The organism is Polaromonas sp. P1_F8, from assembly GCF_056405635.1.
The window spans coordinates 355945-378489 of sequence record NZ_JBFUBS010000004.1; the positions used below are offsets into that span (position 1 = coordinate 355945).

The window sequence follows — 22545 nt, forward strand, 5'->3', positions numbered from 1 at the left end:
TTTTCTGCCAGACGGAAATCAGCCCGGCATCAGCCGGTCGATTTCCTGCTGCATGGCTTGTACCAGCTGGCTGTACATCTTGAGTTTTTCGCTGGTGTCGCGCAGCCGTTCGGCGATGCGCAGCGAAACGGCAAACATCAGTTTGGCCGCAGTCACCGGTTGCTCTTCCCCCATTTTTTCAAGCGCTGCGCGCGACAGCACGGCGCAGCTCACGTCGCTGCTGGCAGTGCATGATGCCAGCCGCGCCTGGCCGTCGACCAGGCCCATTTCGCCGATCAGGCTGCCGGGGCCCAGCACCGTGATGGTGACCGGCGTGCGGCGGCTGACCACAATGCTTTCGACGGTGACTTCGCCTTCGAGCAGCAGCACCATATAACCGGTATCGCTCTTGTCGCCTTCGCGGATGAAGGTCGTTCCCTCGGAAATCCTGCGCGGCGTCATGTAGCTGACGACAGTGAAAGCCTCTTCGGGCGTGAGCTGCATCAGGGCGGTTGGTGCAATCAGCAGCCTGGCGGCAAGCTCGGCCGTGCTGGAGCCCTCAATGGCCCGCATGCGGTCTTTGGGACGCATGGACTCGGGCGCATCGGGCGTTCCCTTCTGTTTTCTGCCGAACAGGTTTTCAAACATGGTGGCTCCGGCTATCCCCTGGACTTTTGTTGGTATCTCTTGCCATTGGCGCAAGGATATGGCGCGGGCGGCGTTCAGCCCTTAAAATGATGGTAACCCAAGGAGCGTTGCAGCGAACACAAGCGTTCGTCAGGCTTGGGTTACAGGCGGCGGCTTCCGGCGGCCCCTGCGGCAACGACGCTCACCTTTGCCTCAAGGTGAGTCCGTGTCTGAAACTGAATCTTTACCCAATGTTCCCCCCATGAAGCTGTCCGGCCTGGAGCCGGTCGCCATCGGTGCGGGCACGCTGTTTGTCAATATTGGCGAGCGCACCAACGTCACCGGCTCCAAGGCCTTCGCCCGCATGATCCTCAACGGTGAATACGAGCAGGCGCTGGCCGTGGCCCGTCAGCAGGTCGAAAACGGCGCCCAGATCATCGATATCAACATGGACGAGGCCATGCTGGACAGCCAGGCCGCCATGGTGCGCTTCCTGAACCTGATCGCCAGCGAGCCCGACATCGCCCGCGTGCCCATCATGATCGACAGCTCCAAGTGGAGCGTCATCGAAGCCGGCCTGCGCTGCATCCAGGGCAAGGGCATCGTCAACTCGATCTCGATGAAAGAGGGCCTGGAGCCCTTCAGGCAGCAGGCCAAACTGCTCAAGCGCTATGGCGCGGCGGCGGTGGTGATGGCTTTTGATGAAAAAGGCCAGGCCGACACCTATGAGCGCAAAGTCGAAATCTGCGAGCGCGCCTACCGCGTGCTGGTCGATGAGCTGGACTTTCCGCCCGAAGACATCATCTTCGATCCGAACATTTTTGCGATCGCCACCGGCATCGAAGAGCACAACAACTACGCGGTCGATTTCATCAACGCCACGCGTTGGATCAAGCAGAACCTCCCGGGCGCCAAGGTTTCTGGCGGCGTGTCCAACGTGTCCTTCAGCTTTCGCGGCAACGACCCGGTGCGTGAAGCCATCCACACCGTGTTCCTGTACCACGCGATCCAGGCCGGCATGGACATGGGCATCGTTAACGCCGGCATGGTCGGCGTGTATGACGACCTCGATCCGGTGCTGCGCGAGCGCGTCGAAGACGTGGTGCTCAACCGCACACCGGTCTATAAGCCAGGCGAGCCCGAACTCACTCCCAGTGAACGCCTGATCGAAGTGGCGGAAACCGCCAAAAGCGGCGCCAAGGACGACAGCAAGAAAAACGAGTGGCGTGCCCTGCCGGTGCGCCAGCGCCTGTCGCACGCGCTGGTCCACGGCATGAACGAGCACATCGTGACCGACACCGAAGAGGTCTACCAGGAGATCCTTGCAGAGGGCGGCCGGCCGCTGCATGTGATTGAAGGACCGTTGATGGACGGCATGAACATCGTCGGTGACCTGTTCGGTCAGGGCAAGATGTTTTTACCCCAGGTCGTCAAAAGCGCCCGTGTGATGAAGCAGGCCGTGGCGCATTTGCTGCCCTACATCGAAGCCGAAAAGCTGCTGCTCGAAGCCGCCGGCGGTGACGTCAAGACCAAAGGCAAGATCATCATCGCCACGGTCAAGGGTGATGTGCACGACATTGGCAAGAACATCGTGACGGTGGTCTTGCAGTGCAACAACTTCGAGGTCGTCAACATGGGCGTGATGGTGCCCTGCCATGAGATCCTCGCGCGCGCCAAGGTCGAGGGCGCCGACATCGTCGGCCTGTCGGGCCTCATCACGCCCAGCCTGGAAGAAATGCAATATGTGGCGGCCGAGATGCAGAAGGACGACCATTTCCGCATCAAAAAGATCCCGCTGCTTATTGGCGGCGCCACCACCAGCCGCGTGCACACGGCCGTCAAGATCTCCCCGCATTACGAAGGCCCGGTGGTGTATGTGCCTGATGCGTCCCGAAGCGTGAGCGTGGCGCAAAGCCTGCTCTCCGACCAGGCTGCTAAATACATCGAAGAGCTCTACACCGACTACGACAAGGTGCGCACCCAGCACGCCAACAAAAAGCAGGTGCCGATGTGGCCGCTGGCCAAAGCACGCGCCAATGCCACGTCGATGGACTGGGCCAACTACACACCGCCCGTGCCCAAGTTCATTGGCCGTCGCGTGTTCAAGAACTTCGACCTGTCGGAGCTGGCCCAGTACATCGACTGGGGACCTTTCTTCCAGACCTGGGATCTGGCGGGTGCGTTTCCGGCCATTTTGAAAGACGAGGTGGTAGGCACCGAGGCTGTGCGCGTGTACGCCGATGCGCAGCGCATGCTCAAGCGCCTGATCGAAGGCCGCTGGCTCACCGCCAACGGCGTGATGGCGCTGTACCCCGCCAACAGCGTGGGCGACGACATCGAGATCTACACCGACGAGTCGCGCAGCGAAGTGGCCATGACTTGGTACGGCCTGCGCCAGCAGACCGAGAAAACCGCGATTGACGGTGTGATGCGCCCCAGCCGTTGCCTGGCTGACTTTGTTGCACCCAAGGTACCTGCTACTGAATTGATAGCTGCTCGCGCCGGATATTCGGGCGCTGCGGGCCAAAATACCTCAGAAATTCCGGACTACATCGGTCTTTTTGCCGTCACGGCAGGCATAGGTGCCGAGAAAAAGGAAAAGTACTTCCTCGACGACCATGACGACTACTCATCCATCATGCTCAAGGCGCTGGCCGACCGACTGGCCGAGGCGTTTGCCGAATGCCTGCACCAAAGAGTGCGCAAGGATTTGTGGGGCTATGCGCCCGCCGAGTCCCTGGACAGCGGGGCGCTGATCGCCGAAAAATACCAGGGCATACGTCCCGCACCCGGCTACCCGGCTTGTCCGGACCACAGCGTCAAGAAAGAGATGTTCGAGTTGCTCAAAGCCGAAGAAATCGGCATGGCCCTGACTGAAAGCCTGGCCATGACGCCGGCCGCCAGCGTCAGCGGCTTTTACCTGAGCAACCCTGAGAGCACCTATTTCAATGTGGGCAAGATCGGCGACGACCAGCTGCAGGACTTGGCCAAGCGGCGCGGCCTCAAGGCCGAAGCGTTGCAGCGCCTGCTGGCGCCCAATCTCTGAAAGCCGGTTTATGGCCGGGCGCAGGCCGTGAACGGTTCAGGGCCACCGTTGCAATTCGCGTTTACGGTGACTTTGCCGGAAAATAACCTGCGTTTACATAAATACACAGCCGCCTGCCAAAGCGTGTTTACCTTTGCGGCATGGGAAACGTTGAACAACGACAGATGGAACCCCGTTGCGGGGACCGATTGATTTCACAGAGGGAATTGCCATGAACACATCCACCGAAACACTCCAGCCGGGCCAGCAGGCTTCGTCAGCCAGCAAGCCCTTGTGGGCCGCTGTCGGCATACTGGGAGTGGCCGTCCTGGCCATGGGCGGCACCATGATTTACCAGATGCGCAACCCGGTTACAGCGACCCCGGTGGCACTCGCAGTACCGCAAGCCGTGCCTCAGGTGGCGCCGCCCATGGCTGCGGCCAGCAATGCGGCGGACGACATGGCTGAAAAGCCGGTTGCCGCACCCGCCAAGCCCGCCCCCGTGCCGGCCAAAAAGGTGGTCAAGCCGACACCAAAACCGGCACCCGCCCCGAGTTACGCGGGCATTTCACCCGCGCCGGCCCCTTACCCTGCACCGGTCGCCGTGGCGCCGGCGCCTGTGTGCCATGTGTGCGGTGCGGTGGAATCGGTGACGCCGGTTGAGCGCTCCACCAAGCCGGCCGGTCCTGGCGTAGGTGCTGTGGCGGGTGGCGTGCTGGGCGCCGTGCTGGGTAACCAGGTCGGCCATGGCGGTGGGCGTACGGCAGCCACCATCCTGGGCGCGGTGGGTGGCGGTTTCGCCGGCAACGCCATTGAAGGGCATGTTCGCAAGGAAACGGTTTACCAGGTCGGCGTGCGCATGGAAGACGGTTCGCAACGCATGGTAGAAGTAGCCCGCGCTCCCAGCGTTGGCAGCCGCGTGACAGTGGAAGGGTCGACCTTGCGGACCCAGGATGGCGCCAGTTACGGTCCCAAGCCGCCGCCGGCCCCTGTGGTCACGCAGCAGCAGTCTCCCGACTACAGCAACCGCTGATCTAGTCAAAGACCGGAAGGCGCGCAGGCTTCAGCGCGCCTGCTGGTGTGGGCTTTGGTGAGGCTTACCCTATGCCGCGCGAAGGGATCCTTCCGCGCGGCCCGTTCCCTTTTATGCTTCGACGGTGCGATGCTTGGCGCTATGATGGCCCCGCCATCACAAGGAGGATCGCATGCGTCGTTTTTTCGTGGCAGTGCTGGTACTTGCCGGAAGTCTGCACGCCTTTGCGGCAGGACCCAAACCCGGATTGAACAATCTGGAATTTGCCGGTGCGCACGACCAGAACACGCCCGTACTGCTGAGCGCCGCCTCGCGCCCCGTGCCTTTTCGCGGCGCTGATGGGCGTGTGCACATCGACTACGAGCTGCAGGTTACCAATGCGCGGGCCGTGCCGGTCAAGCTGGTATCGCTGGAGGTATTGGATGCTGCTTCCGGCAAGGTGCTGACCACCGTCGCCGGGGCGGATGTTGCCGGCACTTTTTCGTTGCTGGACGGCGCGGGTGGTGACAGCATCGGCGCAGCACAGGCCGGTTTATTCTGGATTGACGTGGTGCTGGAGGCCGGCCAGGCCATTCCGAAAGTCCTGTCGCACCGCGTGGTCACCGCCGGGCCCGAAATCAAACTCACGGCAGCCGTCAAAACTGCCGGTGAGAGCAGCGTTCAGACCACGCAGACCGGTGGCAATGTTTCCGTCAGCACCCGGCCGGCTCCGCTGATCGGCCCGCCGCTTGAGGGGACCGGCTGGGTTGCATTCAACGGCTGCTGCAGGGAGGCCCCGCACCGGCGTGCCGGCATCCCGGTGAACGGCGTTCTCTACGTCAGCCAGCGGTTTGCAATCGACTGGATCAAGATTGACGCGAACTCTCAGCAAAGCAACGGCGACAGCAACAAGAACGAAAACTGGCCGACCTATGGGCAAAAAGCGATTGCCGTGGCGGATGCCAAAGTGGTTTCCGTGCTCGACGGGCTGCCTGAGCGGGTGCCCAACGCCTTGCCGCCCGACACGACGATGCAAAACGTGACGGGCAACCATGTGATCCTGGACCTGGGACGTGGCTACTACGCGTTTTATGCACATCTGCAGCCGGGCTCGCTGAAGGTGAGTGTCGGCGACCGCGTCAAGCGCGGCCAGGTGCTGGCGCTGCTGGGCAACTCCGGCAACACCACGGCACCGCACCTGCATTTCCATGTGTCGGACGGCATCGGCCCCTTGTCATCGCAAGGGATGCCCTACGTGATCGACGCGTTTACGGCCAGGGGTGTTGCTACGGACGTGACCGATCAGGGCAAAGTGGTGTGGACGGCGTTGCCGCAGCAGCAGGCCATTCAGCGCGCCACCCTGCCCATGAATGGCTACGTGGTTGATTTCCCCTCTTTGAAGTGAAGCTTGGTCGCTGCGAGCTACGCGCTCCCCTGACGCGTGGCACTGCCCCGGCGGCCACCGTACCAACATGTTCAGACTTGCACTAACCCTTTTTGGCGGCGATGCGCTCGTGAAGCGCTGGAAGATCTTTCTGGTGGCGGGCCTGCTCGCGGTGTTGCTGGGTGTCGTGGTGCTGATAGACCTGGTTGACGGTGTGACCGACATGGCGGGCTGGGTGTTCGGCGCCGTGTTGCTGTTGCAAGGCCTGGCGGAACTGGTGATAGGCACCACACACACGCGTGCGCGGCGGCGCTTTGAAATGTTGCGCGGCGCGGCCATGGTGGTGTTTGCCTGTCTGCTGCTGGATTTCCCCTGGGACAATTCGATTGCTGCAGGCGTTCTTTTCGCCGCCGCATTTACCTTCAATGGACTGGTCCGCATTGCGTCAAGTCTTTTGATCCGGTATCCGAACTGGCGCATCTCCAACATCATCGGTTGGGGTTATCTGGTCATGGCGATATTGCTGGTGACCGACTGGCCCCTGCCTTCCGCGATGAACGTGTCTTTTTGCACCGGCCTTGCACTGATGGCGGGCGGCTACGTTGTGATGCGCGGCGCCTGGCGCCTGCAACGCTTGCCGCCGGGATCGCGGCTTGCAGCCATTGAGCTCTATAAAAGAAAAAGGGAGATGGGCACCAGTACACCGCCGTCCGTCTCGCCCTCGGGTGCCAGCACGCTCGGCGAACAGATGGTGGTTCACATCTGGACCGCCGTGGATCAAAGCGAAGAGCGCATCCGGCTTCCGCTGGTAGACCGGTACATCGCGGCCCTCTCCCGCAAAGGCAGCGTGACTACCGGCCATGTTGCGCTGGAGTGCGGGCCTCAGCTGTATATCAGCCACCATCCACGTGTGCGCCTGACCATCACGCAGCGCAATCTTGTCGACCAGGTGCGCGCCACACAAAGCAACGACCATCCGGGGATGTGGCTTCCTTCTTATGAGCAGGAAGCCGGTGCGACGCGCCCTTCAACCTTTCGCATCCGCTTTCGCCTGTTTAACCGCAGCCACCTGCAGTCGTTCTGGGAAGCGTACCGTCAGGACGACACCTATAACCTGACGCATCGCAACTGCTCGGTGGTCGTGACCGAGGCTATCGACGCCGCGATGGAAGGTGTATTTGCCGACAAACCTTTCTGGCGAACCCTGCTGCGCCTGGCCTTTCACCCCGACATGTGGCTGGCCGGAAGCGTTCGGGTGCGTGCCGAATCGATCGCATGGACACCCGGGTTGGCGCTGGATTATGCCGGCGCGATCCGGCGCATCACCCACCCGCATCAGGACTTGAGGGTGCACCTTGCGCGCTGGTGGAAGACGCGCCGGCCCCAACGTCAGCGCGCAAAAAAAATCCCTTGAAAGCTCAGCGAGAAGGTTGACCTGCGCTGTGTGAAGGTCGGACTCCAGAAGTCCGGATTTAGTGGCCGTTCCAGGGTCTGGCGGCCCCCATCCAAAAGGAAAAAAGCATCAGGGCTGACGAACCTCAAAGGCGCAGCCCTGCCGCAGGCAACCTGTCTGCGTTCGACAGCCGGTGCATGTACGGCGCGTGTCGCACGGGTGTGATTGGCCATTCCCGCTTGCGGGAGCTGCATGGGCCGTAGATGCCGCCCCTCTGTCCGTTGTGAGGGATTCCGTTCACAAAAGACGCAGTCATGCCTGGCTCAACAGCGATTTCTTCGGGTATTTCCGCCTGCTGCCAAAAATGTCCACTTGGTTTGCATCGGCACAACGAAAAATTACATAAGGAAACATATACAGCTAATAGGGTTGTTAAAAAGTTCCAATTTTGTCCCTTCAAACTAACAAAGTAGTAAATTTAGTACTAGAAAAACTGCAACATAGTTAATCTTCGCACTGTTTGTTACCAGTATGTTGTCTGACATGAGACATGCCGAGTGAACCCTGTGCGTCCTCTGCCAGCGTTGACTCGGGTGCTCCTGCGGACTGCTTGCCGGCACGGTTCCCAAGCATTCAAAGAGTCGAACTGCCTATGTTGTCCTCGAAATTTCTGGCGAAAGCCGTTGCCGGCTCCTTGCTTCGTGCTTCGGCTCTCGGATTGGCGATCGGATTGATGCCCGTTGCGGCCCAAGCCTTGACGGCTTCGGTGACCGCGATCATTCCGGCACAGGGGATGTATCCCGGCGAGACGGCAACCTTGCGAATTACCCTGTCCAACAGCGATCCGGTGCCCATCACCAACGTGGACTTCAGCAACAGCTTGCCGGGCCTTCTGCCGAATGGCCTCAGCGTTGCGTCTGCGGCCACAAATGGTTGCGGCGGCGCCTTTACCGCCACCCCCGGAACGCAGGCACTTGCCCTGGCTGGCGGCACCATACCCGCTGCCGTCGGCGGGATTGACGGCCAGTGCGTCATCGACATTCCGGTCACGGTCGGCACCTCGACGGGTAACGCAACCTCCTACGCGTATCAAATCCTCAACGGTGCGGTGACCAGCAGCGGCGGCAGCAATGTAGGAGATGTCTCCCAGACCTTCGTGGTCAGGGCATTGCAGCAGCCGCAAATTTCAAAGGCATTCACCAGCTCGACGCTGGTACTGGGAGGCGCTTCGACACCTCTGACCATCACGCTGGTCAACCCGAACCCGGTGGCAATTTCCGGGTTCAGCATCACCGATAACTTTCCCCAGCTCGGTGGCAGCGCCCTCATGAAGGTCGCGGCAGCGCCCGGCGCGAATGCAACGTGCACCAGCGGTCCGGTACCGGCCTTCAATCCCGCACCGGCAGCGGGCGCAACCAGTGTGACCGGCACCGGAGATCTGCCGGCAAACGGGAGTTGCACCTTCGTTGTGAATGTGGAGGCGAACCAGACCAACGGCCAGTTCTCGACCGGTGCCCAGAACAACATCATCAACCGGAGCACCGACTTCACCAATGTGCTTGGGCTGCCCGCCCAGGCCAATGCGCAGGCCAGCGTGACGGTCCGGTCTCCGCTCGGTATGTCCAAGGGCTTTACGCCCAGCACCTCCCTTTCAAGCGGTGCCTCGGGATTTCTCACCCTCACCTTGAGCAATAGCGGCAATACGCCACTGACTGTCACCACCTTTGATGACACGCCGATCGACGGGATTGGTGGCGTCGACCCGACAAAAGGGTTGAACGTCACATCGGCGGTGACCAGCTGTGCGGGTGGCGCCGCTGCCGCGATCAACAGCAACAAAGGCGTCAGGCTGACCGGCGGGACCATTCCCGCCAATGGCAGCTGCACGGTGACAGTGAATTTCACCGCGGCTGTTCAGGCGAACGGCGTGCCGGTGACTTACACCAACAGCATTCCCCAAGGCGCCGTGGATGTGGGCGACCCCGCCATCAAGAGCCAGGCGGTATCGGCCACCATCCTGGTTGCCGACGACCTCCGTGTTCTCAAATCGGTACAACCCACGACACCCGTGGCGCCGGGCAACCCGATCCAGTACCAGATCACCGTGCAAAACTTCGGCGCTGGCGCGATCAACACCGTATCGGTGACGGACAACTTCACCAACGGCCAGACATTCCTCACCGGCACGATCAACGGCTTCAACTACACGCCGACTGTCAGCGCGGGCTGCGGCAACGTCAACTCTGCGAGCCCACTGGGCAGCAATGCGCCGGTCTTTACCATCGACACCGTCCCGGCTCGCACCAGTGTCAGCGTACCGGGTGCCTGCACCATCACCATGTGGGCAATGGCGTCCACTGTTGCGGTGGCCACCTCGAACAACGTCATCGCTGCTGGCGGCGTCTGTTACAACGGCGGCGCCACTTGCAACGGGGGTGCTTCCAATTCCACCAGCGTAGGCACCAACCCGCCCGTGCTCGCAGCAACGAAGGCGTTTGCCCAGTCCTCTCCCGGCGCCAGCACGTTTGCCGAGGGAACCATTGTCCGCATGACCATCACGCTGACGAACAAGTCGGCGAACCCACTGACCAACGTTGCGGTTTCGGATACTCTGCAATTGGCAACCAGCGGTGGGGGGCAGCTTCGCATCGCCAGTCCGGCCAACGCGGCAAGCACCTGCGGCGCCCCTGCCATCACGGCGGTTGCCGGCTCCACTTCGATCGGCATCACTGGCGGCACCGTTCCGGCTCGCGCCAACAACGGCATGGGTGCGGACGGCAGCTGTACCTTGCAGGTGGATGTCGTAGGGCCGGCCGGCGTCTATAACAACACCGCGACGGTCGACGGCACCGAAACCTACGGGAACGGCACGACACACACACTGGGTACGGTATCAACCAATACCCCCCAGCTGACTTACACCTCCGCGCTGACCGCGAACAAGAGCTTCAATCCATCCGGCGTGTCCTCCGGCGGCAAATCAACGGTCACGGTTCAGCTCCTGAATTCGAGCGCGCTCGCGCTGACAAACGTCAGTGTGACCGATCCGCTCCCGGCGGGCATGGTGCTGGCCACCCCGCCCAATGCGCAGACGACCTGCGCGGGAAGCACGTCCATCACGGCTGTTGCAGGAGCAGGCAGCGCAACGTTGACCGGTGCCAATGTGGCGGGCGGCGGGAATTGCGCTTTCCTGTTTGATGTGGTGGCAACAGGTGCCGCGAACTGGGTCAACAGCATCCCTCCCAACGGCATCCTCGCGGACGGCGGCGTGCGTAATGTCACCGCCGTTGTCGGCACGCTGCTTTTCAATGCCCCCACCGGCCTGGCCATCAGCAAAACGACTTCCATCAGTTCCCTGGCCTTCCCCGGCCAGGTGAGCCGGCTGACGATCAACATATCCAACGGGTCCCAGGCGGTTACCAATCTGGATATCACCGACTACTTCACGGTCGGCGGTGTTGCAGGCGGTACCAACAATGGGTGGGTGGTGACACCTACCCCGGCAACCGCAACGACGTGCCCGGGCGGGGTTGTGACCGCTGCGGCGGGCGCGCGATCGGTCCGTCTGTCAGGGGCAAACCTGGCTGCAAATGCGACCTGCCAGGTATCGGTCAACGTGACGTCTGCCGTGACCGGTGGCAACACGAACACCATTCCGCCCGGCGCCATCATCACCGACCAGAACCTGACCAATGCCAACCCGGCAACGACCAGCCTGGCGATCAGCACGAACATTGGCATCGTCAAGCAGTTCACGCCTAACGTGGTGGCGCCGGGTACCCGGTCCCGCTTGCGCATCACTTTCTATAACCCGCTTTCACAGCCTGTCAGCGACCTGGCGGTCACCGACACCTTGCCGGCCGGCGTGACTGTTCCCAGTGGCGCGAATCCGACGACGACATGTCAGGGTGCGACGGTCTCTTCGACGGCCAACACGGTGCAGCTTTCGGGCGGCATCATCGTCGCCGCGGCCGGAAATGTGCCAGCAACCTGCCAGGTGGAAATCGACGTCTTTGTGGCGGCGCAAGGCGACTATGTCAACACCATTCCAGCCAACGCGCTGACCGCCACCGCTGGCGGTAACGCCCTGGCGAACACCCAGCCTACGAGCGACACGTTGCGTGCACGGTCACCGATCGTGGTGCATAAGGCCTTCAGCGCCCGTACCCTGGACGCGGGCAGTCCTGTTGGGTTCACGACCGGGTCCGACACCAAGGCGCCTGGCGCGGTATCGGTGATGACGATTCGTTTCGACAATCCCAACAACACACAGCTCAACGGCATGACCGTGACGGACGCATTGCCCGCCGGACTTGTCGTCGCGCCTACGCCGGCTGCGGCCACGACCTGTGCAGGCGGCACTGTTGTTGCAGCAGCGTCCGCCACCAGCGTTCGCCTGACCGGGGCCGCACTCGCAGCCAATGGGTTCTGCACCGTCACGGTGAATGTTCTGAGCAACATTTCGGGCGTGTACACCAACACCATCCCGACCGGGAGCATTACAACCACCGAGGGCGTCACCAACCAGGAGCCCACCAGCGCACAGCTGATTACCTCCACCCCGCCAACCGTCGGCAAGCAGTTCGCCCCTGCGGTGATCCCACCGAGCGGCGTATCGCGCCTGAGCATCGTCATCGGCAACACGAATGCCGCAGCAATGACCTTGAGCGCGGATTTTGACGACATCCTGCCGACGGCTCCCGGCCAGATCCGTCTGACGGCAACCCCCAACATGACAACGACTTGCGGCGGAACGGTAGTGGCCGCAGCCAACGCCACCAGTGTGAGGCTGAACAGCGGCGGTACCATCCCTGCGGGCGGTTGCACGATTGATGTCAATGTCACAGGGCTGACGGCGGGGGTGCACACCAACAATATTCCGGCTGGTGCCCTGCAGACCAATCTGGGCAACAACCAGGCGCCTGCCAATGCGACGCTGACGATCAGCACCCTTGGCTACATCTCTGGCAAGGTTTTCAGAGACAACAACGTCACGCCCAACGGCACCTTTCAGAACGGCACCGACACGGGGATCGCTGGGGTCGGTATTGAACTGCGCAGCGGCGCAAACTGCAGCGGCGCGCTGCTGACGACAGGAACCACCGATGCGCTCGGCAACTACCTGTTCTCCTCACTGGCTGCCGGCAGCTACTCCGTTTGCCAGCCGGCGCAGCCCGCGGGAACCACCAATGGCATCACGACCGCCGGCCCCATCAGTGGCATCAATGGCAGCACGGGTTCAGCCGGTGCGGCATCCAACCCCACGGCTACCACCAGCCAGATCACCAACGTGGTTCTCAATGGTGACGGCGGAGCCGCCGAAACTTCGGGCTCCGCCAACAACAACTTTGCCGAGGTCGTTCCTTCGACCATTTCGGGCAAGGTATTCAAGGACCTGAACAACAACGGCGCGCAGGACGGCGCAGACGATCCGCTCGCAGGCGTCACCATCGAGCTCAGGGACGCAGGCAATGCACTGATCGCGACCACGGTCACCGACGCGACGGGCAACTATTCGTTCGGCAATCTTTTGCCTGGAACTTACACCGTGGTGGAGCCCGCACAACCCGCCGGCACCTCCAACGGCATTACCACCGCGGGTGCTGTTCCGAATGGCGGAACACCCGGAACGGCGACCACACCGGCCGTCACACCGAGCCGGATCAGCAGCATCGTGCTGCCGCCCAATACGGTTTCGAGCGGCAACAACTTCGCCGAGGTGTCCAATGGCGGCACGATTTCCGGCAAGGTCTTCCTGGACTATGACAACAGCGGCCTGATGAATGGAAGCGATCACGGCATCGGCGGACAGACGATCAATCTGACGGGCACCGACATCAATGGGCTAGCTGTCTCCAGGTCAACAGTCACGCTGGCCGACGGTACCTATAGCTTTACGGGGCTGGCGCAGGGGACGTATACCGTGACGCAGCCCCTGCCCCAGGCCACCGGTACGACCAATGGCCAGACTATCGCGGGCAGTACCGGCGGAACGGCGACCTTGCCAGCCAACCCGGTGTCCTCGATCTCGACGATTCCACTCGCCAGCGCGAATGCCGTGTCGGCTGACAACAATTTCGCTGAAATCCCGGGCAATGCGCCTGACCTGGCGATCGCCAAAACGCACGCGCCGGTCAGCTTCGCCCAAGGGTCCAGCACAGGCTTCTATACCATCGCCGTGTCCAACGTCGGTGCAGCGGCGACGTCCGCCACCGTGACGGTGGTCGACACCCTGCCTGTGGGCATGACGGTGGCTGCCGTCAATGGCGGCGCAACGTGGTCCTGCTCCAACACCGCAACCATCGTCACCTGCAACACTAACAGCGTGATCGCCTCCGGCGCGACGGCGCCTGTCATCACGGTGCGTGTTGCGGTGGCTGCCGGTTTGTCCGGGCAGGTCCTGGTGAACACGGCGGTGGTTTCCGGCGGCAATGAGCCCAGCGGCTTTTCCGGCAACAACACAGCAACCGACCCCACGGCGATCTCCGATGTGGCGGCGGTACAGGGCAGCGTGTGGCGCGACCTCAACCATGACCGCATCAAGGACCCAGGTGAACCATTGGTCCCGGGCTGGATCGTTGAGCTGACACTCGGCGGCGTGGTGGTGGGCACCACAACCTCCGATGCAAACGGCGCTTACAGCTTTCCCAGCGTAGCGCCGGGCTCGGGTTACCAGATCCGCTTTCGGGAGCCCACAAGCGGGCGCATCTATGGACGCCCAGTGCCCAATGAGACCGGATTGCCCTATACGAATGGACAGGTAAATTCGACCTCCAACCCGGCCGGTGCGAACAATACCGACGGAACGTTAAGAGGCCTCACGCTAACCGCTGGCACCACGACCCTGGCCCAGAGCCTGCCGCTGGATCCGAGCGGGGTGATTTATGACGCGGTCAGCCGTCAGCCTGTACCCAACGCCATCGTCACACTCTCGGCCCCAGGCCTCACCGCAGCCGACGTGATTGGCGGCAGTCTGACGCAGACGACAGGCGCCGATGGTTCTTACCAGTTCCTGTTGCTGGGTGGCGCTCCGGCAGGCGCGACCTTGTACACGCTGACGGTGACGTCGCCACCGGGCTACCTGCCCGGTCCGTCGGCGATTATTCCAGCCTGTACCGCGACCCTGGGCGTGGGCCTGGCGCCTCCGAGCCCAGACCCGGCATTGGTGCAGAACAGCAACTTCGCACCCACAGCGGGCGTGCCGTTGCACAACCCCGCAGCTTGCCCCAGCAACACCCTGGCCCTTGCGGGCGGTGCGGCCACGACCCAGTACTTCTACACGTTCACCTTTGCCGCAGTACCAGGTTCGGCTAACGTGTTGAACAACCATATCCCGCTGGACCCGGTGTTGGGCGGCGCGATTGTGATGACAAAGAGCACGCCGCTGGTCAATGTGGTTCGCGGCGACCTGGTGCCGTACAACATCACGGCGACCAACACGCTGAATGCGGTGCTCGGCAACATCAATATCGTGGATGTGATTCCGGCGGGCTTCAGGTATCGCACCGGCTCGGCATCACTCAACGGCGTGGCACTTGAGCCCACGGTGAGCGGACGCAACCTCACCTGGGCCGGCCAGACGTTTACCGCAGGTGAGCGCAAAACACTGCGCATGCTGCTGGTGGTCGGCAGCGGTGTGTCGGAAGGCACTTACGTGAATCAGGTCGCAGCCCGCAATGCGCTGGTCAACGCCCAGGTGTCCAACACCGCCACAGCGACGGTACGTGTGGTCCCAGATCCCACCTTCGATTGCTCCGACATCATCGGGAAGGTCTTTGACGACAAGAACGCCAATGGCTACCAGGACGAGGGGGAGCCGGGCATCGCGAATGTCCGCATTGCAACTGCGCGCGGGTTGCTGGTCACCAGCGACCATGATGGACGCTTCCACGTGGCTTGCGCGGCAATCCCGAACGCTGACCGCGGTTCCAACTTCGTGATGAAGGTGGACGAAAGAACCCTGCCTTCGGGTTATCGGTTGACAACCGAAAACCCGCGTGATGTCCGGGTGACACGCGGCAAGATGGTGAAACTCAATTTCGGCGCGACGGTCCATCGCGTGGTCCGGCTGGAACTCTCCGGCGCTGCATTCCTGAACGACGGCACGGAGTTGCAGCCTGCGTACCTCGCGACGCTGGAAAAGCTGCCTTCGCAACTGGCGGCACGTCCATCCATCCTGCGCATTGCCTATCGCCGAGGCGCCGAGGCGGCAGGGCTTGCGGAAAAACGCGTGTCGACGATCAGCGACCGGATACAGGCCTTGTGGAAGGAAAGGCGAAAGAAGGAGCGCGCGGAAACAGACAGTGAACCCCTCCATCCCTTGATGATTGAAACCGAGCTGGAGTCGGCGAAATGAATTTCCGTACACACACCATTGCAGTAGCCGTCAGCGTCCTTTGTGCAGGGTCTTCTGTATGGGCCGCCACCGAAGTCAGTGGCAAGCGAATTGACAATGGCCGTATCGACATGTTCTCAGTGCCGCCGCCTGCGGAGGTACAACCGGCCATCAACTACCCGTTGCCTTCGGGCGTTACGCGGGAAGAGGCGGCAGGCATGCGCAGCCGCGCCGCGCAGGTGCCGCAGAGCGTCGCCTCCGTCAACAAGGCGCTGGAAGAAGCCAGTGGCCTGAGCCTTTTTGTATCGGGCAAGGCCGAGTTGCTGCCTGCCGCCAAAGCGTCCATCGAAGCGCTGGCTGCAGAGATACGCGCCAAAGGCGCGTCGTCTCCAGGCATGCGCATTGCTGTTGTGGGGCACACGGACAACCAGAGGCTGTCGCCGGAAACCAAGCGAATCTTCAGGGACAACCAGGGGCTTTCCGAGGCGCGCGCCCTGGCGGTTGCGGCCTATCTGAAGCAGCAGCTGAACAATCCCGCCGTCACCTATTCGATCGAGGGTGCAGGTGAGAACAAACCGTTGGCATCGAACGCGACACCCGAAGGAATGGCCCGCAATCGCCGTGTCGAGCTACGCGTATGGTTCGAAGCCGCCGCGCCGGCCGCCGCGCCTGTTCCGCTGGCGGTCGCCAAGCCTTGCACACCGCAGTCTGTCGGGCAGTCCACGGTGCCGTTTCGCATCACGATTGATGGCGAGCCCATCAATGCATCCGAGATTCCCAATGAGGCAGATGGTCAGCGGTGCGCTGACGTCGCGCTCGAGAAGGCTGACATCCAGGTGCGTTACGACAGCCTGGCCATTGCGCCGGTGATGAATGCCTGGGTTACACCCAATGCCGTCGTCAAGGGCGAGATGGTGGAGTTTCGGGCCTGGTCGAACTACATTCCCTGGATCAAAAAAGCCGAACTGCGGCTTTTCCGTGCAGGGCAGAAGACACAGGAGCAACCTTTTGAGGTTGTGCCCATCACATGGTCAGGCGCGCTCAACTGGACGGTTCCGGCCAACAACACGGCCGGCGACCAGGTGTTCTACCTCCTGCGTGTTTATGACGCCCAGGGGCGTTTCGACGAGACCAGTCTGAAATCCCTGAACCTTCTGGCGCGCGCCATGCCGGTCAATGAAGATGCGGAGAAGCTCGAGCGCGAGCGGTTGACAGGCTATGGCGAAAACAGCCTGGCTTTGCGCAATATTCCGGTTACCGGGGGCACGGTCACGGTCAACGGCACCAATCTCAAGCCGGGCCAGCGCATCGAAGCGCTGGGGCTGGAACTGCCGATCGATGCGCAGGGCAAGTTCGCCATGAAGCAAATCATGCCGGCGGGCCCGCAGTCTGTAGAGGTGACGCTGAAAGAATCAGACGGACGCGCAAGCACGTTCCGCCGCAACCTCAACATCGCCGCGGATGACTGGTTTTACCTGGCTCTGGGGGATTTGACGGTCGGGAAAAACAATGTCTCCGGGCCCGCGAAACTGGTGACCGGAGACCTGAACCACTACGAAGACAAGGTGTATGTTGATGGCCGTGCCGCCTTTTACCTCAAGGGGAAAATCAAGGGCGAATGGCTGCTGACGGCTTCGGCCGATACCCGCGAAGGCCCTATCGAAGACCTGTTTTCCAACTTCTCCAGCAAGGATCCCAAATACCTTCTGCGCAGCATTGACCCCAACCTCTACTACCCCGTCTACGGCGATGACAGCACGACGGTGGACGATGCGCCGACGCAAGGCAAGTTTTTTGTCAAGCTTCAAAAAGGCGATTCGCACGTGATGTGGGGTAACTTCCAGACCTCGTGGAGCGGAACGGAGCTGATGCAGTACTCGCGGGGCCTCTATGGCGCGCAGGTGCGCTACCGCTCTGAAGATGCCACGACCTATGGCGAAAAACAGACCCAGATTGATGCTTTTGCCGCCGATCCGGGAACGCTGGCTTCGCGCGAGGAATTTCGCGGCACGGGAGGCTCGCTGTACTACCTGCGCCACCTCGACATCACACAGGGCTCGGAGCGCGTCTGGATCGAGGTCCGCGACAAGGACTCCGGCATGGTGATCGAGCGCCGCGAACTCGCACCTACGCAGGACTACGAGATCAACTACCTTCAAGGCCGTATCCTGTTGCAGTCGCCTCTGTCCGCGACCGGCGCCGGCGCCGGCCTGATCATGGCGTCTGCGGTAGGCGGCCAGCCGGTCTACCTCGTGACGACATACGAGTTTGCGCCCGGCGTCACGGCCATTAACAACCTGTCGACCGGCATTCGCGCGAGCCAATGGCTGAACGACCATGTGCAGCTGGGCGCCAGCAGCTACCACCAGGGCGAAACAGGATCCAGCCAGACGCTCAAGGGAATCGACGGGACGCTGCGCTACAAGCCTGGCACCTGGCTGAAGTTTGAGGCGGCACGTTCAAAGGGGCCGGGCAATGGCGCCCAAACCTCTCTTGATGGCGGCTTTGGATTTAACACGCTGAACAACGGCGGCATCCAGTCGGCCGGCGCAGAACGTCTGGAAGGCTCGGTGGATCTCGCCGAAGTCACCGACAGCATGAAGGGGAAGATCACCTCTTATGTCCAGAACCGTGACCGCGGTTATTCGGCCCCGGGGCAGATTGGCATAGGCGGCGAGGCGGTCCGGCAGGCCGGTGCCGCCGCCGATGTGGAGCTTGCTCCGGGCACGCGCGTGCTGGTCAAGGCAGACAAGCGCGACGGCGATCTGCAGAATAGCCAGAACGCCGAGCTTGCGGTGCGGCAGACGCTGAACAGCGAATGGGAAGTCGCTGTCGGGGTCCGTGCGGACGATCGTTCCAATGTCACGCCAAATGCCAGCCCCTTGCTGTCCCAGACCGGATCGCGCACGGATGCGCAGGTGAGGGCGGATTACCGGCCTGATCGTGCGGGTGGAAAACCCGGCGAAAAAGAAAGCTGGGAAGCTTATGGTTACGTTCAGGGCACGCTGGAGCGTGACGATACGCGCGACCCCAACAACCGCGTCGGCCTGGGTGGCGCATTGCAAGTCAGCGAACGCGTGAAGCTCAGTGGCGAAGCGTCCGGCGGCAGCATGGGCGCCGGCGGCAAGCTGGGCGCCGACTACCGCATCTCCGACCGGAGCAATGCCTATCTGGCGTACACGATGGAAACAGAAAGCCCGGATGTCGCGTGGCGCGGCCGCCAAGGGACGCTGGTCTCTGGTGCAAGCACCCGCGTATCGGATCAACTGCGGGTGTTCGGCGAGGCACGTGCAGTCAATGGGGCCGGCCCGCAAAGCTTGACGCAAGCCTTTGGCATGGACTGGTCGCCCAATGACCGCTGGAACTGGGGCGCCAAGGTCGAGTTCGGAACCGTGTCCGACCCATTGGCCGGTGATCTCAGGCGCCGTGCGCTCGGTGGCTCTGTCGGCTACAAAAAGGACAGCCTGAAATACGGCGGTAATCTTGAGTGGCGCAACGACCGGAGCAATGTTTCCGGTGAACGTACCACCTGGTTGATGCGCAACACGGTGGGCCTGCAGGTGGATCCTGCCTGGCGCGTGCTGGGCAAGCTCAATGTCTCGCGCTCAAGCAACAGCCAAGGGGCCTTTGTCGACGGCAACTACCATGAGTTTGTGCTGGGCAGCGCCTACCGGCCGGTTGACAACGACCGCTGGAACACCCTGTTCAAGTACACCAACCTGCACAACGTACCGACCGCGGGCCAGCTGACCCCTTCGGGCCAGGCGGCCGACTACGCGCAGCGCAGCCAGGTGTTTTCCGTCGACACGATTTACGACGTGAAGCCGTGGCTTTCCGTCGGCGCCAAATACGCGTTCCGCATCGGCGAGCTGAAAATGCCGGTTGCCGGCGGGGAGTGGTTCTCCAGCCGTGCTGATCTTCTGATCTTCCGGGCGGATCTTCATTTGGTTAAAGAATGGGACGCCCTGATTGAATGGCGCAACCTGCGCGCCACGGAGGCGCAGGATGCAAAAGCCGGCATGCTCCTCGGTGTCTATCGCCACCTTGGCAAGGGGGTGAAGGTTGGGGTGGGATACAACTTCACCAAGTATTCCGATGACCTGACCGACCTGTCTTATCGCAGCCGGGGCTGGTTCCTGAATGTGCTTGCCACCTATTGAGCGTTTGAAATTAACAGGCCTTCGAGCAGTTGTGCGGCGGCGGTCAATGGGCTGCCTTGAGCGCCCGGCGGTACTGCACGGCTTCCGCGACGTGGACGACCTGGACGGCCTGCGCGCTTGCGAGGTCGGCAATTGTCCTGGCCACTTTCAGGCAGCGATGGATGCTGCGGCCTGACCACCCTAACCGCGCTGCTGCGGTGTTCAGGAATTTCGCGGCCGCGTCATCGAGCTGGCACTGTGCATCAATGGCCTGGCCTTCCAGTGCCTGGTTGGTGGTGCCCTGCCGGGCAATAGCGCGATCACGTGCCGTGGCAACCCGGACCCTGATAATGGCGGTGGCCTCGCCCGGCGGCGCGTTGACCAGTTCATCGGCTGCGAGCGCACCCACCTCAACATGCAGGTCGATGCGGTCCAGCAGCGGGCCACTGAGCTTGCCCTGGTAACGCGACACCTGTTCGGGCGAACAACGGCAAGCCCGCAAGCTCGAGCCGAGGTAACCGCAGGGGCAAGGGTTCATCGCTGCGACCAGTTGAAAGCGCGCCGGAAACTCGGCGCGCTGGGCGGCTCGCGAAATGGTGATGGTGCCGGACTCCAGCGGTTCACGCAGTGCTTCCAGGGCTGCCCGCGGAAACTCCGGGAGTTCATCCAGAAACAGGATGCCGCGATGCGCCAGGGAAATTTCACCAGGTGGGCATCACCGAAGTTAGGCTAACTAATCACCAAAGTTAGGCTCTAACTTTGGTGATCCGGTTCCACGGTTCGGACCGTACCTCTGCAGGAGGCCGAACTCGAGGTGTATGAGCATTTCTGTCCAAAATCGGTCGATTGCGGACAGTCAATCTAGTCCCAGGAACCAGCGCCCATCAGTGGATAACGTCTGGAGGTTGATTCCGAGGGCGATAGCGACTCGCGTTCGGGTGGCTTTTGCCCAGTCCTTTAGAGATGCCTCTAATTGGTTGCGGTTTCGGCAGAAGTCATAGGCTGAGACATATGCGGACACACGCGAATTCAGAGAATTTCCAAAGCGACCTACATCAAGTTGGCGTTGTCGTAATTCCGTCAGTGAGCCCAGGTCGTAAATCGTGCTCTTGATCGCATCAAGCTGCTTTTGCCCCAGCCGAACTTCATATTCATCGTGAATGTTTAACGCAAGTTCGACACCCAAAAATTCAGCAGCTTCATCGGGAGCATAAATCTGTGTTTTGGTGTTCTCAGTCAGTTGTGGAATTACTAGTTTAATTTTGCCTAGTTCAGTTGCACAGAAGGCCTCGAACGAGGCGACTTCCGCTTGAGAGCTTCCGAAGAAGATAAGGTCATCTGCATACCGTAAAACGCTCAACTTTTTCGCGACACATGTTTTGTCGAAGTCTGCGAGAAATAGGTTTGCAAAGAAGGGAGAGAGAGGCATTCCCTGGCGAACACCTTGACCAACATGAATCCCCATTTTTTTGATGCGCGTTTCCTGGCTTGGGTGCTTGATCAATATCTCGCACTTCATGGCATCTAGGATTAGGGGGTGTAGCGATGCTTGTCTAACCTGCTGCTTAACTTTGGAGCTTAATAACTGTCGGTCTACACAGTCAAAGAACTTGGTGATATCGGTTTTGAATACCCACGGCTTAGCCTTCCGATACTCGACTGCCTTCATGGCGGCAAGCTCTACGCCTCTGTCTGAAACGAAGCCGTAGCTAACCGGGTTCTTCATCCACGTCTGCCGGCTACTTATCACGTCAAGAATCGAGCGCTGTACTACGCGGTCGGCAATAGTTGGGGCGCAAATTACGCGGGGTCGTCCATCTGGTTTCGGGACAAAGTGAGGATCAAGGGGGGAGAATTTATATCTCCCTTGTCTCAGTCGTCCTGAGAGCCCTGCGATCTCATCGTCCAGCCGCAATGCAAATGACTGTAGGGAGTGCCCATCAGAGCCTTGCCGATGGGCGCTAGATTTGTTGAGTTTGCCTCGCGCGACTTTGGTCCATGCGGCTTTCAGTGCGGACGGCTTAATGGCATCTTCTAAGCACGTCATATCTTCAGCTTGCGAGTCACTATCAAGTCCCTAGACTGCATGCGTGGACGGGGTTCGCCAAAGGCCCTGACTGCGTCGAAGCGCACATCAAGATTGCCCTTGATCGACCATATGCTCGCCGCCGGTAGGCACGTGGCACATTGTGGCCGAGGTTCGCCGTTCTGCAAGCGCCACGGGAACACCATTGTGACCGCAATCGCCATACAGACCGTAATGATTCTCATTCGCACCATATTCACTCCTTTTCGAGCTTCCACGGGCGGAATTCGTCTCAAAACCTCAGCCAATGCATCCGCGCTCTCTGCACGTGGCTGCATCTTTGTTCCGCCGACCGCATCCCCGCCTTGGCGACCCACATCACAGCTTCTATCGGCCCGCCTAGTATTCTTAGGGACGGTGGGCCGCACCTCATTGCCGCCAAAGGCCCTGACTGCGTCGAAGCGCACATCAAGATTGCCCTTGATCGACCATATGCTCGCCGCCGGTAGGCACGTGGCACATTCGGGCCGAGGTTCGCCGTTCTGCAAGCGCCACGGGAACACCATGGAAGCCGAACGAAGCGATATTAACGCTAATCCTTCAAAAACACTAGCTATAGGGGGTT

8 protein-coding genes, 1 pseudogene and 1 riboswitch are annotated in these 22545 nt (G+C 61.2%); of the genes and pseudogenes, 6 read left to right on the forward strand and 3 right to left on the reverse strand.

Translation table 11 applies throughout. The features are described 5' to 3' along the window. Positions 1-18 precede the first annotated feature (18 nt). Positions 19-627, reverse strand: a complete 609-nt coding sequence (locus AC1D1J_RS16565) for a Crp/Fnr family transcriptional regulator (RefSeq protein ID WP_477670305.1) — start codon at positions 625-627, stop codon at positions 19-21. Positions 628-720: 93 nt separating this feature from the next. Then, positions 721-817: riboswitch (S-adenosyl-L-homocysteine riboswitch) on the forward strand. Positions 818-832: 15 nt separating this feature from the next. Between AC1D1J_RS16565 and metH the strand changes: the two genes are divergently transcribed. The 6 genes from metH (at position 833) to AC1D1J_RS16595 (ending at position 19915) form a co-directional block, all read left to right on the forward strand. Beyond that, complete coding sequence (gene metH, locus AC1D1J_RS16570) at positions 833-3652, forward strand: methionine synthase (protein ID WP_477695268.1); 2820 nt, start codon at positions 833-835, stop codon at positions 3650-3652. A 211-nt stretch (positions 3653-3863) separates the two neighbouring features. Next, positions 3864-4664 carry a glycine zipper 2TM domain-containing protein gene (locus AC1D1J_RS16575; protein WP_477687715.1) on the forward strand — a complete coding sequence of 267 codons (801 nt, stop codon included), beginning with the start codon at positions 3864-3866 and terminating at the stop codon, positions 4662-4664. A 172-nt stretch (positions 4665-4836) separates the two neighbouring features. Next, positions 4837-6048, forward strand: a complete 1212-nt coding sequence (locus AC1D1J_RS16580) for a M23 family metallopeptidase (protein ID WP_477695269.1) — start codon at positions 4837-4839, stop codon at positions 6046-6048. Between the two features lie 67 nt (positions 6049-6115). After that, positions 6116-7441: an HdeD family acid-resistance protein gene (locus AC1D1J_RS16585; protein WP_477687717.1), complete on the forward strand. Its 1326-nt coding sequence runs from the start codon at positions 6116-6118 to the stop codon at positions 7439-7441. A 631-nt stretch (positions 7442-8072) separates the two neighbouring features. Then, positions 8073-15776, forward strand: a complete 7704-nt coding sequence (locus tag AC1D1J_RS16590) for a beta strand repeat-containing protein (protein WP_477695270.1) — start codon at positions 8073-8075, stop codon at positions 15774-15776. Next, positions 15773-19915 carry an OmpA family protein gene (locus AC1D1J_RS16595; protein ID WP_477695271.1) on the forward strand — a complete coding sequence of 1381 codons (4143 nt, stop codon included), beginning with the start codon at positions 15773-15775 and terminating at the stop codon, positions 19913-19915. The genes AC1D1J_RS16590 and AC1D1J_RS16595 overlap by 4 nt, the downstream gene beginning before the upstream one ends. A 43-nt stretch (positions 19916-19958) precedes the next feature. On the opposite strand, the pseudogene AC1D1J_RS16600 reads toward AC1D1J_RS16595, so the two are convergent. Both AC1D1J_RS16600 and AC1D1J_RS16605 read right to left on the reverse strand, forming a co-directional pair. After that, positions 19959-20603, reverse strand: a pseudogene (locus AC1D1J_RS16600) (ATP-binding protein); the annotation flags it as partial. 147 nt (positions 20604-20750) lie between these two features. Beyond that, positions 20751-21941 (reverse strand): reverse transcriptase domain-containing protein, encoded by a 1191-nt coding sequence (locus AC1D1J_RS16605; RefSeq protein ID WP_477695272.1) that lies wholly within the window; start codon positions 21939-21941, stop codon positions 20751-20753. Positions 21942-22545 lie beyond the last annotated feature (604 nt).

Bases quoted from the DNA above. Each gene is read 5' to 3' on its own strand.
- AC1D1J_RS16565 (WP_477670305.1), bottom strand. From the start codon at position 627: ATGTTTGAAAACCTGTTCGGCAGAAAACAGAAGGGAACGCCCGATGCG.
- AC1D1J_RS16580 (WP_477695269.1), top strand. From the start codon at position 4,837: ATGCGTCGTTTTTTCGTGGCAGTGCTGGTACTTGCCGGAAGTCTGCAC.
- AC1D1J_RS16575 (WP_477687715.1), top strand. From the start codon at position 3,864: ATGAACACATCCACCGAAACACTCCAGCCGGGCCAGCAGGCTTCGTCA.
- AC1D1J_RS16585 (WP_477687717.1), top strand. From the start codon at position 6,116: ATGTTCAGACTTGCACTAACCCTTTTTGGCGGCGATGCGCTCGTGAAG.
- AC1D1J_RS16590 (WP_477695270.1), top strand. From the start codon at position 8,073: ATGTTGTCCTCGAAATTTCTGGCGAAAGCCGTTGCCGGCTCCTTGCTT.
- AC1D1J_RS16595 (WP_477695271.1), top strand. From the start codon at position 15,773: ATGAATTTCCGTACACACACCATTGCAGTAGCCGTCAGCGTCCTTTGT.
- AC1D1J_RS16605 (WP_477695272.1), bottom strand. From the start codon at position 21,941: ATGACGTGCTTAGAAGATGCCATTAAGCCGTCCGCACTGAAAGCCGCA.